Source organism: Pseudomonas phytophila (assembly GCF_025643095.1).
GTDB lineage: Bacteria > Pseudomonadota > Gammaproteobacteria > Pseudomonadales > Pseudomonadaceae > Aquipseudomonas > Aquipseudomonas quasicaspiana.
The window spans coordinates 355,862-370,319 of record NZ_CP081201.1 but is presented as its reverse complement, the minus strand read 5'-3'; the positions used below and the strand labels follow the sequence as shown (position 1 = coordinate 370,319).

Genomic DNA, 14,458 nt, shown 5'->3' with positions numbered 1-14,458 from the left:
TGAATTCAAACCCTTTTGCCAGCGCTGCGCACTGGATCGCGAGCAAGCTCACTCCTACAGAGGTCTTTGCCGATCTCCAACCCGCGCATTCCTGCATCTTTGTCATGGTCGCAGAGCAAACAGGCCGCTATCCTAACACCCCCGCGCCCGTGGACGCTAAGTTCAAACGGGCCGTCTTACAGGTTCAAATTACGAATGAATGCTCTAGCCCGCCGTGCCGCAGGCCTGCTGTTCGGCACAATTTGTCTGCCATTCGGCGCAATGGCCGCCGATCCGCAACCTACTCATGAATTCACCCTCGCCAACGGCCTGAAGGTCATCGTTCGCGAAGATCACCGCGCGCCGGTTGTAGTGTCGCAGGTCTGGTACAAAGTGGGTTCCAGCTACGAGACCCCAGGCCAGACCGGCTTGTCCCACGCCCTTGAACACATGATGTTCAAAGGCAGCTCGAAAACCGGTCCAGGCGAAGCGTCGCTGATCCTGCGGGATCTGGGCGCCGAAGAGAACGCATTCACCAGCGACGACTACACCGCCTACTACCAAGTGCTGGCGCGTGATCGTCTGGCCGTGGCCTTTGAGCTGGAAGCTGACCGCATGGCCAGTCTGAAGCTACCGGCTGATGAGTTCAGCCGCGAAATCGAAGTGATCAAGGAAGAGCGCCGCCTGCGCACCGACGATAAGCCGACGTCCAAAGCCTTCGAGCGCTTCAAGGCCATGGCTTATCCAGCCAGCGGCTATCACACGCCAACTATTGGCTGGATGGCTGACCTTGAACGCATGAAGGTCGAAGAGCTGCGCCACTGGTATGAATCCTGGTATGTACCGAACAACGCCACGCTGGTGGTAGTAGGCGACGTCAAACCCGACGAAGTCAAAGCCTTGGCTGAACGTTTCTTCGGGCCGATTGCGCGCCGTGACGTACCACCGTCGAAGAAACCACTGGAGCTGGCCGAACCTGGCGAGCGCCGCATCACTCTGCATGTACAGACTCAGCTGCCGAGCCTGATGTACGGCTTTAACGTGCCAAGCCTGGCCACCGCCGAGGATCCGCGTTCGGTCAACGCACTGCGCCTGATCGCAGCCTTGCTGGATGGCGGCTACAGCGCGCGCATCCCGACGCGCCTTGAGCGCGGTGAAGAGCTGGTATCCGGCGCAGGCTCGAACTATGACGCCTTCGCCCGGGGCGACAGCCTGTTCATGATCAGCGCCACGCCCAACACTCAGAAGAAGAAAACCCTGGCTGACGTCGAAGCCGGCATCTGGCGTTTGCTCAACGAGCTGAAAACCAAGCCGCCAACCAACGAAGAGCTGGAACGCGTACGGGCTCAGGTAATCGCGAGCTTGGTCTACGAGCGCGACTCGATCACCAGTCAGGCCAGCACCATTGGCGAACTGGAAACCGTCGGCCTGTCGTGGAAGTTGATCGACGAGGAACTGGCCGCGCTGCAAAGCGTGACTCCGGCAGACATTCAGAAAGCCGCCAGCACCTATTTCACCCGTGAGCGCCTCAGCGTTGCGCACGTTCTGCCTGAGGAGAAAGCAAAATGAGTGAGCGCAACGGCCCACGTAAGATGCTGTTTGGCCTGCTGTTGACCACCAGCCTCGGTGTTTTCGCTGCACAGTCGGCACTGGCTGAAGAAGCCGCCAGCGACGCCGCGCCCGCACGCCCGGCTCTGGAATCCTTGAAAGAGCTCGACGGCAAGGCTCCGGCACGCCGCAGCCTGGACATTCAGACCTGGCAAACCGCCGAGGGCGCCAAAGTCCTGTTCGTCGAAGCTCACGAGCTGCCGATGTTTGATATGCGCCTGACTTTCGCAGCAGGCAGCAGTCAGGATCAGAACCTGCCGGGCGTCGCGGTGCTGACCAACGCCATGCTCAACGAAGGCGTGAAAGGTAAGGATGTAACCGCTATCGCTCAGGGCTTCGAAGGCCTCGGCGCGGACTTCAGCAACGGTGCCTATCGCGACATGGCAGTGGCTTCGATTCGCAGCCTGAGCGCGACGGACAAACGCGAGCCTGCGTTGAAGTTGTTCTCCGAAGTGGTAGGCAAGCCGACCTTCCCTGCGGACTCGCTGACTCGCATCAAGAACCAATTGCTGGCCAGCTTCGAATACAAGAAGCAGAACCCGGGTTCGCTCGCAGGCGAAGAGCTGTTCAAGCGTCTGTACGGCAACCACCCTTATGGTCATCCAAGCGAAGGCACTGCCGAGTCCATCAAACCGATCACTCTCGCGCAGCTCAAAGCGTTTCACGCCAAGGCTTATGCGGCAGGCAATGCGGTAATTGCGCTGGTGGGCGATCTGTCCCGCGACGAAGCGCAGGCCATCGCTGCGCAAGTCTCGGCATCGCTGCCTAAAGGCCCGGCATTGGCGAAACTGCCAATCCCTGCCGAACCCAAAGCTGGCGAAACGCACATCGAGTTTCCTTCGAAACAGACTCACCTGATGCTCGCCCAATTGGGCATCAAGCGTAACGATCCTGACTATGCGGCACTGTCGCTGGGCAACTCGGTACTCGGCGGTGGTGGTTTCGGCAGCCGTTTGATGACTGAAGTCCGTGAAAAACGCGGCCTGACGTATGGCGTCTCTTCGGGCTTCACCCCGATGCAGACTCAGGGTCCGTTCATGATTGGCCTGCAGACCCGCGCCGAACTGAGCGAGAACACCCTGAAGCTGGTGCAGGACATCGTCCGCGACTTCCTCGCCAACGGCCCGACCCAGAAAGAACTGGACGACGCCAAGCGCGAATTGACCGGTAGCTTCCCGCTAACCGCGGCCAGCAACTCGTCCATCGTTGCGCAACTGGGCGCCATCGGCTTCTACGACTTGCCGCTGACGTTCCTCGAAGACTTCATCACCCAGTCGCAAAGCGTGACTGTCGAGCAAGTCAAAGAGGTGATGAACAAGCACTTGAGCGCTGACAAGATGGTGATCGTCACCGCCGGGCCGACCGTGGCGCAAAAGCCGCTGCCGCCGCCCACCGACAAACCTGCTGAACGCCCTCTCGGGGTCCCGGAGCATTAATGGCCAATCCACGCCCTAAGGGCCACAACGGCCTGGGTCAACTGCGCATCATTGGTGGCGAATGGGGCAGTCGCAAGCTGACGTTCCCCGACGCCCCAGGTCTGCGCCCGACACCGGATCGCGTCCGCGAAACCCTGTTCAACTGGCTGGCAATGGACATTGCCGGTGCCAAGGTGCTGGATGTTTTCACCGGCAGCGGCGCGCTGTTCTTCGAAGCGCTGTCACGTGGCGCGAGTAAAGGCCTGGCGCTGGACAACAGTGCGGCAGCGATTGCGAGCCTGCGTCAGAATCTGAGCATGTTGAATTGCACCACCGGTCAGGTCACACAGGCCGACTCGCTGCGCCACCTGGAAACCCAGACCGCAGAGCCATTCGATGTAGTGTTCCTCGACCCGCCGTTCCACCAGAACCTGCTGGCTTCGGCCTGCGCGCTGCTGGAATCACACGGCTGGCTGGCGGAAAACGCGTGGATCTACACCGAAAGCGAAACCCCGCCATCGACCACCGGTTTGCCGGGTAGCTGGCGTCTGCACCGGGAGAAAAAGGCCGGGCAGGTGTACTACGCGCTGTGGCAGCGTGGGTAACAGATAGTGGCGTTCTGAATTAATCTGTGGGAGCTGAGCTTGCTCGCGATGCGGGCGCTTTCATTTATCAGGCAAACCGCGTTGTCCTTATCGCGGGCAAGCCTCGCTCCCACAGAGAATGCGATTGATCATTGAGCTTGCAGTGAACATAGAATATCCCACAGTTTCAGGGCAATCCTTCACCTCAGGCCGTTTACACACCACCTATCCATAGTGGCGACCACTCAGCAGCAACTTCCTTACATCCCTCGCCACTTGTGGCAACGTACATCTATACGCAATCCGCCGAGAGAGGACGACCGTGTTCACACGCCCTGCTAAATCCTCCTTCGCCAATCGCTTCATTCCCGCATCAGGCCTGGGCAATCCCCATCTGCAGACCTTATGGGGCCCGCTATGGCGAAGAAAAAATCGAATCGAACGACAACGTGAGCGTATCTGGCTGGCCGATGGGGACTTTCTCGATCTTGACTGGTTTGGCCCGCATGAGCTGAACACTCCACTGGTGCTGGTGCTGCACGGCCTGACCGGCTCATCGAACTCGCCTTATGTGGTCGGCTTGCAAAAGGCGATCGCTCTGGAAGGTTGGGCCAGCGTCGCACTGAACTGGCGAGGGTGTTCCGGTGAGCCGAACTTGCTGTCGCGCAGTTATCACTCCGGCGCCAGCGAAGACCTCGCGTCAGTCATTGCCCACCTCAGAGCCAAACGCCCCTTGGCACCGCTTTACGCAGTGGGTTACTCATTGGGCGGCAACGTGCTGCTCAAATATCTGGGTGAGTCGGGCGAGAACAGTGATCTGCAAGGCGCAGTGGCCGTGTCCGTGCCGTTCCGGCTGGATGAGTGCGCCGACCGCATTGGCATGGGCTTTTCCAGGGTCTACCAGCGGCATTTCATGCGGGAAATGGTTACGTACGTAAAGGACAAACAGCGTCACTTCAAGGACGAAGGGATCAGCGAAGGACTGGCTGAATTGTCCGCACTGGGGTCACTGGAAAACATGCGCACGTTCTGGGATTTCGATGGCCGGGTAACCGCCCCCCTGCATGGATTCGCAGACGCCAAGGATTACTACCGCCGCGCGTCCAGTCGCTATTACCTGGGAGACATCCGCACACCGACGCTGATTATCCAGGCGGCAGACGATCCGTTCGTGTTCAAGCACAGTCTGCCAGAACCGGAAGAACTGTCTGCCAGCACCGAGTTCGAGCTACAGGAAAAAGGCGGGCACGTAGGGTTCGTCGACGGCTCGCTGAAGAATCCCGGCTATTACCTTGAGCGGCGGATTCCGTTGTGGCTGACGAGTGCTCATGGGACAGGGCTTTAGCTTATTACATTAAACACATCCCCTGTAGGAGCTGCCGAAGGCTGCGAGGCATTCATTCTGATACATCGCTATCGCAGCCTTCGGCAGCTCCTACAGGTCAAATATTCGCCGCGATACAGCCCGGTGCCATGGACACCCAGTCAGCTCATCTTTACTGGAGAAGATTACGTTCAAGCCCCCGTCGCAACCTCACGCCCCGGATCGGTAATCCACTCACTCCACGACCCCGCGTACAACGCCCCCAGCGGATAACCCGCCAGACACAGCGCAAACAGGTTATGACACGCCGTCACACCAGACCCGCAATAGGCAACCAGACTCTCTGGTGGGCGTCCCTGAAGCTTTTCGGCGAAGCGTTGCTTGAGTTGCTCAACCGGTAAAAAACGACCGTCCGGGCCGAGGTTCTCGTTGAACGCCGCACATTGCGCACCGGGAATGTGTCCGGCAACCGGATCAATAGGCTCCACGTCCCCGCGAAAGCGAGCTTCGGCGCGAGCATCAATCAGGGTGAGCTCTGGTTTATTGAGACGTTTCTGCAATTGATCGGCACTCAACACCAGCGAGTCATCAGGCTGGCCCTTAAACTCCCCAGGCTCTTTGCCCGGAGGATCAAGGCTTAACGGCAAACCTGCGGCGTGCCAGGCCTTCAGCCCACCATCGAGAATAAATACTCCGTCACGCTTGCCCAACCAGGCCAGCAGCCACCAGGCCCGAGCAGCGAAAGCGCCAGGTCCGTCGTCGTACAGCACGATATCGCTGTCGGCGTTAATGCCCCAATACTGCAAGCGCTCAACCAGCTTCTGTGGATCCGGCAAAGGATGACGACCGGTTTTCCCCTTGCTGACCGGACCGCTGAGATCACGCTCCAAATCGGCGAAAGACGAGCCATCGATGTGCCCGTCGGCATAGCTGCGCTGGCCGTAGGAGGTATCTTCCAGAGCAAAACGACAATCGAGAATCACCAGCCCCGGCTCCAGCTGGCGAGCGGCCAACTGCTGCGGGCTGATCAGTTGCGCGATAGGCATGACAGGCTCCTGTGGACAATTGAAAGGTTCAGCACTTTTCCAGATCGTTGCGGCTGATGATGTTCAGACTCCATCCGCCAGCGCTTGATGCAACGGTACGTAAAATTCTTCACACAGCGCTTTCACTTCGTCTTGCGCCTGTGGGGTGACATAGCCCGACTCAAGCATCAGCACCTGATAAACGCCACGGCGCATGGCGTCCGCACTCAGGTGAGTGCTGGTTTCCCGCGTAGTACAGAGGAAACGCACCCAAGACGTCAGAACGATCCAGGTATTGAGCGTCAGCGACTCGATTTGCACCTTGTTCATCTGCAGGATGCCAGCCTCAACGAATCCGCCATAAATGGCCATGGCCTGAATCAGGCAATGCTGGGAGAAGCGTCGATAACGCGCGGCCAGCTCCACATCGCAATCCAGCAGATGCTCCAGATCGCGATGCAAAAAACGATAACGCCACATCCCGTCGAGAATTTCCAACAAGTAATAACGCTTGTCTTCAACGCTGGGCAAGCGACCTTTGGGCGGGCGCAAGAAGGTGTTCACCAGAGTTTCGTATTCGGTGAATAACTCGGCGATGATCGCCTGCTTATTGGGGAAGTGGTAATACAGATTGCCCGGCGACATTTCCAGATGCGCCGCGATATGGTTGGTGCTGACACTGCGTTCGCCCAATTGATTGAACAGTTCCAGACTGTTCAGCACGATCCGTTCACGGGTTTTGATACGCGGGGTCAGGCTCACACTTGATCGCTCGGCTGTTATCGGTATCCAGCGATCTTAACGCAAGCATGATGTCCGGGCATCAACCGTCCGGACATCACTTTCCTTCAAGGGCGCTTGCCAATTTCCACTTGCTGCGCGGTCCAGGGCTTGACCTGCTCGCTCAACGACTCTGTCGGATAAGCCGCTGCCAGATGAACATGCAACCCCATGGCAAAGTGCGATGCCAGCATCAATCTGGCCTGCTCGGCCATCGCCGCGACTTTCAGATAAGGCGTAATACCGCCATCTCTTGGCACATCCTGAATGACACCCTATAGGCGTACACCTCGCAAATAGGTGTAGGCCTATAGGATTACATTACTTATATAGATGCACGCCTATGAGCTAACATAAAAATACATATGTACGCCTGAAGGCTTACGATTTTTTCTAAAATCACAACCTATAGGCCTACGGTTATTTCTGCAAAGCTGCCTGATGGCTGCCAAAAGGGGGATTCCATGGGTACTTCGTCACTGAACAAGCTGCGTCTGAATCAGGTAGAGCGTGCATTGGAACCATTCACTGCTTTGAAAGGCAAAACCGTACCGCCCGGGGGTTGGCTGCGTTCAATCCGAGAGTCGCTCGGCCGCTCTTTAAGGAGTCAGGCTGCATGTCTGGACCTGTCACCAACGACCCTCCAGAAATCCGAAAAGTCTGAAGCCGAGGACCGGATCACGCTCGGTCAGCTGCGAAAGCTGGCAAATGGACTGGATTGCGAGCTGGTCTATGCACTTGTGCCAAAAAAGCCACTGCACGAAATGGTCGAAGACCGTGCGCAATGGCTGGCACAGAAAGAAGTGATGGGGGTTTCACACACCATGGCCCTTGAAGATCAGCGTCCCTCTGACGCATTCGTCGAACGTAAGGTGAATGAGCGGCGTCAGGAGTTGCTAGCGGGTGCATGGAGCCGACTGTGGCGTTAGAGACGAACCTGAAACCCGGCCAAACGCCCCTGGATGCTGACGAATCAGCCGGACTCAAGCCAAAACACATCAGCACTCAGGGCGAGCTTGACGAATGGGAAGCTGAAAACCTGCTCAGCGCCACTCGATGGCTCAACGGCCAGAAAAAGCTTGATGTGCTGAATGAAAAATTTTGCCGCAACCTGCACAAGAGAATGTTCGGCGACACCTGGATTTGGGCAGGCACGTTTCGGAAAACCGAAAAGAATATTGGCTGCGACCCCATTCAGATAGCGATCCAGCTAAATCAGCTTTTGGGGAACGTTACCTATTGGATCGAAAAAGAGACCTTTGAGCCGGACGAGATAGCCGCTCGCTTCCATCGCGAACTCGTCTGGATACACCCCTTCCCCAACGGAAACGGCCGACACGCCCGCTGCATGGCTGACGCCCTTCTGAAGCAGTGCGGCCATCCGGAGTTCTCTTGGGGAAGCAAAAACCTCGTCTCAGCCAGCGAAGTTCGAGGTCGATACATCCAATCCCTGCGCGACGCGGATGCAGGGAATTACGCTTTGCTTACTGAGTTCGTCCGTAGCTGAATCACGGCTAACTCAAAGCATAGATCCTAGGAAAACGTAGCAGCCCAACACGTAATTTGACTTCCTAGAGCAATGACTCTAAAAACAGTGGATAACTCCAAACGGAATTGCCACATGCCTGCCGAACTCGCCTGGTTATCGGATCGCTCACAACCCACCAGCGAACTTGAGCGAGTGTTTGCCGAGCAGCGCAAAGCCTTTGCCGCCAATCCGATGCCTACCGCAGACCAGCGCCTGCAATGGCTTGCCAGTCTGCATGACCTGCTCTGCACCGAGCAGCAGGCTTTGATCGAGGCAATCAGCAGTGACTTCAGCCATCGCAGCGCTGATGAGACGTTGCTCGCCGAGTTGATGCCCAGCCTGTTCGGCATCAAGGATGCCCGTAAGCACCTGAAAAAATGGATGAAGCCTGCCAGACGAAAAGTGGGCATCGCCTTCCAGCCCGCATCGGCCAAGGTGGTGTATCAACCGCTGGGCGTCGTGGGGGTTATCGTGCCCTGGAATTACCCGCTGTTTCTGGCAATCGGGCCAATGATCGGGGCGTTGGCGGCGGGTAATCGGGTGATGCTCAAACTCAGTGAGTCAACACCGGCCACGGGTGAACTGCTCAAACGTCTTTTCGCGCAGGTGTTCCCGGAGGATCTGGTCGCCGTAGTGCTGGGCGAAGCGGACGTCGGCATCGCCTTCTCAGGCTTGCCGTTCGACCACTTGCTATTCACTGGCGCAACCAGCGTTGGCAAGCATGTCATGCGTGCAGCGGCGGAAAACCTCACGCCAGTGACGTTGGAGCTTGGCGGTAAATCCCCGGCCATCGTGTCCCGTGACGTGCCGCTGAAAGACGCGGCCGAGCGCATCGCTTTCGGCAAGACGCTCAACGCCGGGCAAACCTGCGTCGCGCCTGATTACGTATTGGTGCCGGAGGATCGCGTGACAGGATTCATCGAAGCGTACAAAACCGCCGTCCTCAGGTTTTACCCCACGCTGTCTGACAACCCGGACTACACGGCGATTATCAATCAACGTCAGTTGGCTCGACTAAACCGCTATCTGGATGACGCCGCAAGCAAAGGCGCACAGGTTATTTCGCTTTACGAAAGCGGCCAGGATCGACGCATGCCGTTCAGCCTGCTGCTTGATGTCAGCGACGACATGCTGGTGATGCAGGACGAAATCTTCGGCCCACTCCTGCCCATCGTGCCGTATTCAGGAATCGACGAGGCATTCGCCTACGTGAATCAGCGCCCTCGCCCACTGGCCTTGTATTACTTAGGCTACGACAAAGCCGAACAGCAACGCGTGCTGGAGCAGACCCATTCCGGGGGGGTGTGCCTGAATGACACCCTGCTGCATGTCGCCCAGGATGACTTGCCGTTTGGCGGCGTCGGCCCTTCCGGGATGGGCCATTACCACGGCCATGAAGGCTTCCTGACCTTCAGCAAGGCCAAAGGCGTGCTGATCAAACAGCGTTTCAACGCTGCCCGGCTGATCTATCCGCCTTATGGGAAAGCGATGCTAAGGTTGGTCTATAAACTGTTTATCCGGTGATGGCTGGGCTCTGTCTTTAGTGCATACGAATCGACACCGCACTGTAGGAGCCTACGAGCACCGCGAGGCAGCGAAGGCGTTCTACCTGATACCGCTTTCGCGGCCTCGCATTGCTCGTTGTTGTGGCTCAATATTTATGGACCATGATGTAGGAGTATCAACCTAAGGAAGCATCATGGGATTTCGGGTCGTTACAGCCGAAGAAAAAGCCGAGGCTATTCGCCTTGTCGTTGAGTTGAATTACTCAGTGCCTAAAGCGTGTGAGCAGACTGGCGTAGGGCCTACCGCGTTGCGGCGCTGGGTTTCACGGTGGCGCAAGGAGCAGGTAGGAGCCGCGCAAACTACCCGGCCTCAGGATCAAGATCTCATCGACTCGCTGCAGGCCAGATTGGCACTGCTGGAGGCCGAGAACGATGTTTTAAAAAAGCAGTTGCCCTCTCATCTAAAGGTGCTGTTTGGCCGAAGAAAATGATTGAGGGCGCTACAAAGAAGCTGTCGGTTCGACGCTTGTGCTGCGTACTGAGCATACCTCGCAGCAGTTATTACGCCATGCGTCGGCCTCGAGCTAAACGCAGTATCGAGCCGCAGTTAGAGAAGAAGATCCGGCTTTTGCACAAAGAACATCGAGGCGCGCTGGGCAGTCGCGGATTTGTTAAAGCGCTGAAGGCACAAGGCGTCCAAATGGGGCGTCATCGTATGCGCAGCTTGATGAAGAGTCTGGGTTTGGTGAGGCGTCGGGCACAGCATGCGCACTATCGACGGGCTACCAAACCGTCCAACATTGCGCCCAATGTGCTGGCACGACGCTTTAACCCTGAACATCCCAACACGTTCTGGGCGGGAGACATTACCTATATCCGTGTCGGTGGTAGTTGGCTGTACCTGGCAATTGTGATGGATCTTTTCTCGCGCAGGATCGTTGGCTGGGCGTTTTCAAGGACGGCCGATACCGAGCTTTCATTGCAGGCTTTACGACTTGCGGTGGGGCTGCGCCGACCTTCTTCCGAGCTGGTGTTTCACTCGGATCAGGGATGCCAATACACCGCTGACCGCTTCGTTAGCTATCTGGCCGAGAAGCAAATCGTGCAGAGCATGAGTCGGCGCGGAAACTGTTGGGACAATGCGGTAGTGGAACGCTACTTCCGATCACAGAAACACGATTGGTCACCTGAGAACGGTTACTCGAATCACTTCGAGGCAGAACGAGACGTGATGGATTTTATTGCTCACTACAACCATCGACGTTGCCACTCTGCCTCGAATAACCTGCCGCCAGCTGTTTTCGAAAAACTGGCGGCCTAACACTCCTACGGAACGGTCCAAAAAAACTGGACCATTACACGTGCGCTCCTACAGAACGCATTCCAATTCAATTGCATACATGTAGTTTGATGGGAGCTGCCCCGGAGTCCATCACACCGCCCTGACTCGCGGCAAACATGGCCCCTGTAGGAGTGAGCTTGCTCGCGATAACGTTCTGCCAATCAACTATTTTGTGACAGAAAGACCGCTATCGCGAGCAAGCTCACTCCTACATTTCTACCGTTTCGCGATGTCCGGCAGGGACAGGGCATACACAGCTCTAACACCCGACTTCAATGGCAATACGACCTTAGCCTTCAGCACTTCGACTTGGCCCACCGGGAATGCTGCGCTACCATCCGACTCCCCAAGGACTCCGACCAGGACGACGCGATGAACCGAGTGTTGTATCCAGGCACCTTCGACCCTATTACCAAGGGCCACGGCGATCTGGTCGAGCGCGCCTCGCGCCTGTTCGACCATGTGATCATTGCGGTTGCCGCCAGCCCGAAGAAAAACCCGCTTTTCCCACTGGAACAGCGCGTGGAGCTGGCCCAAGAGGTCACTAAACACTTGCCGAATGTCGAAGTGGTAGGCTTTTCGACACTACTGGCGCACTTTGCCAAAGAACAGAACGCCAATGTGTTTCTGCGTGGTCTGCGCGCCGTCTCTGACTTTGAATACGAGTTCCAGCTGGCCAATATGAACCGCCAATTGGCACCGGACGTCGAAAGTCTTTTCCTCACGCCATCCGAACGGTACTCGTTCATTTCCTCGACGCTGGTCCGTGAAATCGCGGCCTTGGGCGGAGATATCACCAAGTTTGTCCACCCGGCTGTCGCCGAGGCGCTGACTGAACGCTTCAAACGCTGAGTTTTACGGTAACGTCCGGGTGCAACGAAACGACTAATGCGGCACAATTCGCCGCATTAGATTTCATATGCCCCGGCATTGACCGTGGCAGGAGTGTTCCATGTCCCTGATCATCACTGACGATTGCATCAATTGCGACGTCTGCGAACCCGAGTGCCCGAACGAGGCGATTTCTCAAGGCGAGGAGATCTACGTGATCAATCCGAACCTGTGCACCGAATGCGTTGGCCATTACGACGAGCCGCAATGTCAGCAAGTCTGCCCCGTGGATTGCATCCCGCTGGATGAAAACCGCGTCGAAAGCAAAGACGAGCTGATGAACAAATACCTGATCATCACCGGCAAGGCTTGACCCCTCGGCGCTGAATCGCTGACATCCAGCTATCTTGCCGGCCGACCAAAGCGAACCCGGCATGACCCTCAAGCACGTTCTATCCAGTGTTTTTTTGCTTTGCGCTTTATTAGCGCAGACGACTTTCGCTGCTGAAGCGGCGTTTCCCCGGCCTGCAAAATCCGCCATCGCCAGCCCGCATCCAGAAGCCACTGCAGCGGGCCGGGAGATCATGGTGGCGGGCGGCAATGCCTTCGACGCTGCCGTGGCCATCAGTGCAGCGCTGGCCGTGGTTGAACCTTATGGTTCGGGATTGGGAGGCGGCGGGTTCTTCCTGTTACGCCAAAGCGGCGCGCAGACAGGCTATGTGTTTCTGGATGCGCGAGAAAAAGCACCGCTCAAAGCGACTTACGATCTCTATAGCCGCGATGGAAAGATACAACCTGGCCTCTCACTGAACGGCCCGCTGGCCGCCGCCATCCCGGGCCTGCCCGCAGCATTGGTCGAACTGGCCGAGCGTTATGGCAAGCTGCCGCTGAACATCTCCATGGCACCGGCCATTCGCCTGGCCTATCAGGGCTTCCCGGTGGACAGGATTTATCAGCAACGCGCCACCGCTCGCCTTTCGGCATTGCGCGACGACCCGGAAAGCGCACGGCTGTTTCTGCGTAACGGCGAAGTCCCGGCGATGGGCGCGATCATCCAGCAGCCGGAGCTGGCCGCGACGCTGAACCGGCTGGCCAACAATGGCCGCGATGGTTTCTACGCTGGTCTGACGGCTCAGTCGTTGGTTCATGGCGTGAAAACGGCAGGCGGCATCTGGAATTCAGAGGATCTGGATCAGTATCAGGTCGCGACAAGAGCGCCGCTGCGTTTTCGCCTGGATGATCAGCGAGAGCTGATCAGCGCCCCGCCACCCTCCGCAGGCGGCGTAGCGTTGGCCCAAAGCCTGATGATGTTGCAACAACTCCCATGGCAGCAGTCAGACAAAGTGCAGCGCGCCCACTATGTGCTGGAAGTGCTGCGGCGCGCCTATCGCGACCGTGGCCTGCTGGGCGATCCGGACTTCGTCGCCAATCCTCTCGATCATCTGCTGGATCGCGAGTATCTGGTGCATCTGGCGGGCAGCATCAACCCTCAAGACGCGACGCCAAGCAGCAGCCTTGAGCCTTCACCGCGCTGGCGTGAAGGTGAACACACCACCCACTTTGCCGTTCTGGACACTGACGGCAATGCAGTCGCGGCGACGCTGTCAGTCAATTTGCCATTCGGCGCGGCGTTCACCGTGCCGGGTACAGGCGTTGTGCTGAACGACGAAATGGATGATTTCGCTGCCGACCCACAAGGCAGCAACGCCTATGGACTTGCAGGCAGTAAAGCCAATTCGATTGCGGCAGGAAAACGTCCACTGTCCAGCATGAGCCCGAGCTTTCTGGAAAGCCCCGATGAGTTCGCCGCATTCGGCACGCCGGGCGGCAGCCGTATTCCGAGCATGGTGCTGCTGTCGATGCTGGAGTATCTGAATGGCCAGCCGATTGCCAGTTGGCCAGCCGTGCCGCGCTACCATCACCAGTACCTACCGGACGTGGTCGAGCACGAGCCGGGAGCGTTCAGCCAGGAAGAAATGAAAGCCCTGCAATCGCGCGGTTATCACTTCAAGGAAGTTTCGCGAGGCTATGGCAACCAACAAGTGTTGCTGTGGGACAAGACCGGGAAACGTATCGAAGCGGCCAGCGACCCGAGAGGCCTGGGCGTGTCAGAAACATTCGATCCGAAGGTCAGGCAAACCGCGCCCTGAGCAGACATGCCTTACTCCTGCCTGTTATAACCATCACCTGTGCAGCCCAGGCAGCGCACAAAAGCTGCCTTGCCCGGGTCAACGACCAGTGCCTTGCCAGTGCGGCCAATACCACCGCCCATCGCGGTGAAAGGCAGAGCAACAACAAACAACCCGGCGCCGACAATAGTGGCTGCGATCAGTAGCGGTCGGGCAATCAGCAAATCGCCGATCATGGCGTAAGCCGGTGGATTCTGGATGCTGTAAACCGGGTCTCCGCTGCCGTGATTCACCGGCTCGTTGGCCGTTACAGGCATTGCCTGCATGCCGAAAATCAAAGCCAGGCTGGCGGCGATCAGTCGAAACGGCTTCATGGCATGGTCCTTCATGTACAGCGGTTTGGGATGC

The 14,458-nt window shown here is 57.6% G+C and carries 15 protein-coding genes and 1 pseudogene; 12 read left to right on the top strand and 4 right to left on the bottom strand.

Translation table 11 applies throughout. The annotated features are described in order from the left end of the window. The first annotated feature begins 195 nt into the window (after positions 1–195). The 4 genes from K3169_RS01675 (at position 196) to K3169_RS01660 (ending at position 4,931) form a co-directional block, all read left to right on the top strand. Entirely contained in the window at positions 196–1,548 is a 1,353-nt protein-coding gene (locus K3169_RS01675; RefSeq protein WP_099269148.1) for a M16 family metallopeptidase, read from the top strand. Next, the gene (locus K3169_RS01670) at positions 1,545–3,023 is read left to right on the top strand and encodes a M16 family metallopeptidase (RefSeq protein ID WP_231676025.1); all 1,479 of its coding nucleotides are present in this window, start codon (positions 1,545–1,547) and stop codon (positions 3,021–3,023) included. Before K3169_RS01675 ends, K3169_RS01670 begins: the two co-directional genes overlap by 4 nt. Continuing rightward, positions 3,023–3,607, top strand: coding sequence for a 16S rRNA (guanine(966)-N(2))-methyltransferase RsmD (gene rsmD, locus K3169_RS01665; RefSeq protein ID WP_122397923.1), 585 nt, complete (start codon positions 3,023–3,025; stop codon positions 3,605–3,607). Before K3169_RS01670 ends, rsmD begins: the two co-directional genes overlap by 1 nt. Positions 3,608–3,908: 301 nt before the next feature. After that, a complete protein-coding gene (locus K3169_RS01660) occupies positions 3,909–4,931 on the top strand; it encodes a hydrolase (RefSeq protein WP_231676022.1) in 1,023 nt (340 codons plus the stop codon). Between the two features lie 170 nt (positions 4,932–5,101). On the opposite strand, the gene K3169_RS01655 is transcribed toward K3169_RS01660, so the two are convergent. The 3 genes and pseudogenes from K3169_RS01655 to K3169_RS01645 all read right to left on the bottom strand — a co-directional run. Then, a complete protein-coding gene (locus tag K3169_RS01655; RefSeq protein WP_263269708.1) occupies positions 5,102–5,956 on the bottom strand; it encodes a sulfurtransferase in 855 nt (284 codons plus the stop codon). 63 nt (positions 5,957–6,019) lie between these two features. Further along, entirely contained in the window at positions 6,020–6,691 is a 672-nt protein-coding gene (locus K3169_RS01650; RefSeq protein WP_122806142.1) for a TetR/AcrR family transcriptional regulator, read from the bottom strand. A 92-nt stretch (positions 6,692–6,783) separates the two neighbouring features. Further along, positions 6,784–6,987 (bottom strand): annotated as a pseudogene (locus tag K3169_RS01645) (enolase C-terminal domain-like protein); the annotation flags it as partial. 192 nt (positions 6,988–7,179) lie between these two features. Here K3169_RS01645 and K3169_RS01640 point away from each other — a divergent pair. The 8 genes from K3169_RS01640 (at position 7,180) to ggt (ending at position 14,071) form a co-directional block, all read left to right on the top strand. Further along, positions 7,180–7,644, top strand: a complete 465-nt coding sequence (locus K3169_RS01640) for a mobile mystery protein A (protein ID WP_099269153.1) — start codon at positions 7,180–7,182, stop codon at positions 7,642–7,644. Further along, positions 7,635–8,222 carry a mobile mystery protein B gene (locus K3169_RS01635; protein ID WP_263269705.1) on the top strand — a complete coding sequence of 196 codons (588 nt, stop codon included), beginning with the start codon at positions 7,635–7,637 and terminating at the stop codon, positions 8,220–8,222. Before K3169_RS01640 ends, K3169_RS01635 begins: the two co-directional genes overlap by 10 nt. A 114-nt stretch (positions 8,223–8,336) precedes the next feature. Then, positions 8,337–9,767, top strand: coding sequence for a coniferyl aldehyde dehydrogenase (locus tag K3169_RS01630; RefSeq protein WP_263269703.1), 1,431 nt, complete (start codon positions 8,337–8,339; stop codon positions 9,765–9,767). Between the two features lie 175 nt (positions 9,768–9,942). Next, on the top strand, positions 9,943–10,239 hold the full coding sequence (locus tag K3169_RS01625) for a transposase (protein WP_095096866.1): 297 nt from the start codon (positions 9,943–9,945) through the stop codon (positions 10,237–10,239). Further along, a complete protein-coding gene (locus K3169_RS01620) occupies positions 10,155–11,069 on the top strand; it encodes an IS3 family transposase (RefSeq protein ID WP_231677976.1) in 915 nt (304 codons plus the stop codon). Before K3169_RS01625 ends, K3169_RS01620 begins: the two co-directional genes overlap by 85 nt. A 393-nt stretch (positions 11,070–11,462) precedes the next feature. After that, on the top strand, positions 11,463–11,942 hold the full coding sequence (coaD, locus tag K3169_RS01615) for a pantetheine-phosphate adenylyltransferase (RefSeq protein WP_027899686.1): 480 nt from the start codon (positions 11,463–11,465) through the stop codon (positions 11,940–11,942). Between the two features lie 100 nt (positions 11,943–12,042). After that, positions 12,043–12,294, top strand: coding sequence for a YfhL family 4Fe-4S dicluster ferredoxin (locus tag K3169_RS01610; RefSeq protein WP_027899685.1), 252 nt, complete (start codon positions 12,043–12,045; stop codon positions 12,292–12,294). Between the two features lie 61 nt (positions 12,295–12,355). Next, positions 12,356–14,071, top strand: coding sequence for a gamma-glutamyltransferase (gene ggt, locus K3169_RS01605; RefSeq protein ID WP_263269701.1), 1,716 nt, complete (start codon positions 12,356–12,358; stop codon positions 14,069–14,071). A gap of 11 nt (positions 14,072–14,082) precedes the next feature. On the opposite strand, the gene K3169_RS01600 is transcribed toward ggt, so the two are convergent. Next, positions 14,083–14,424, bottom strand: a complete 342-nt coding sequence (locus tag K3169_RS01600; protein WP_231676009.1) for a multidrug transporter — start codon at positions 14,422–14,424, stop codon at positions 14,083–14,085. Positions 14,425–14,458: the final 34 nt, after the last annotated feature.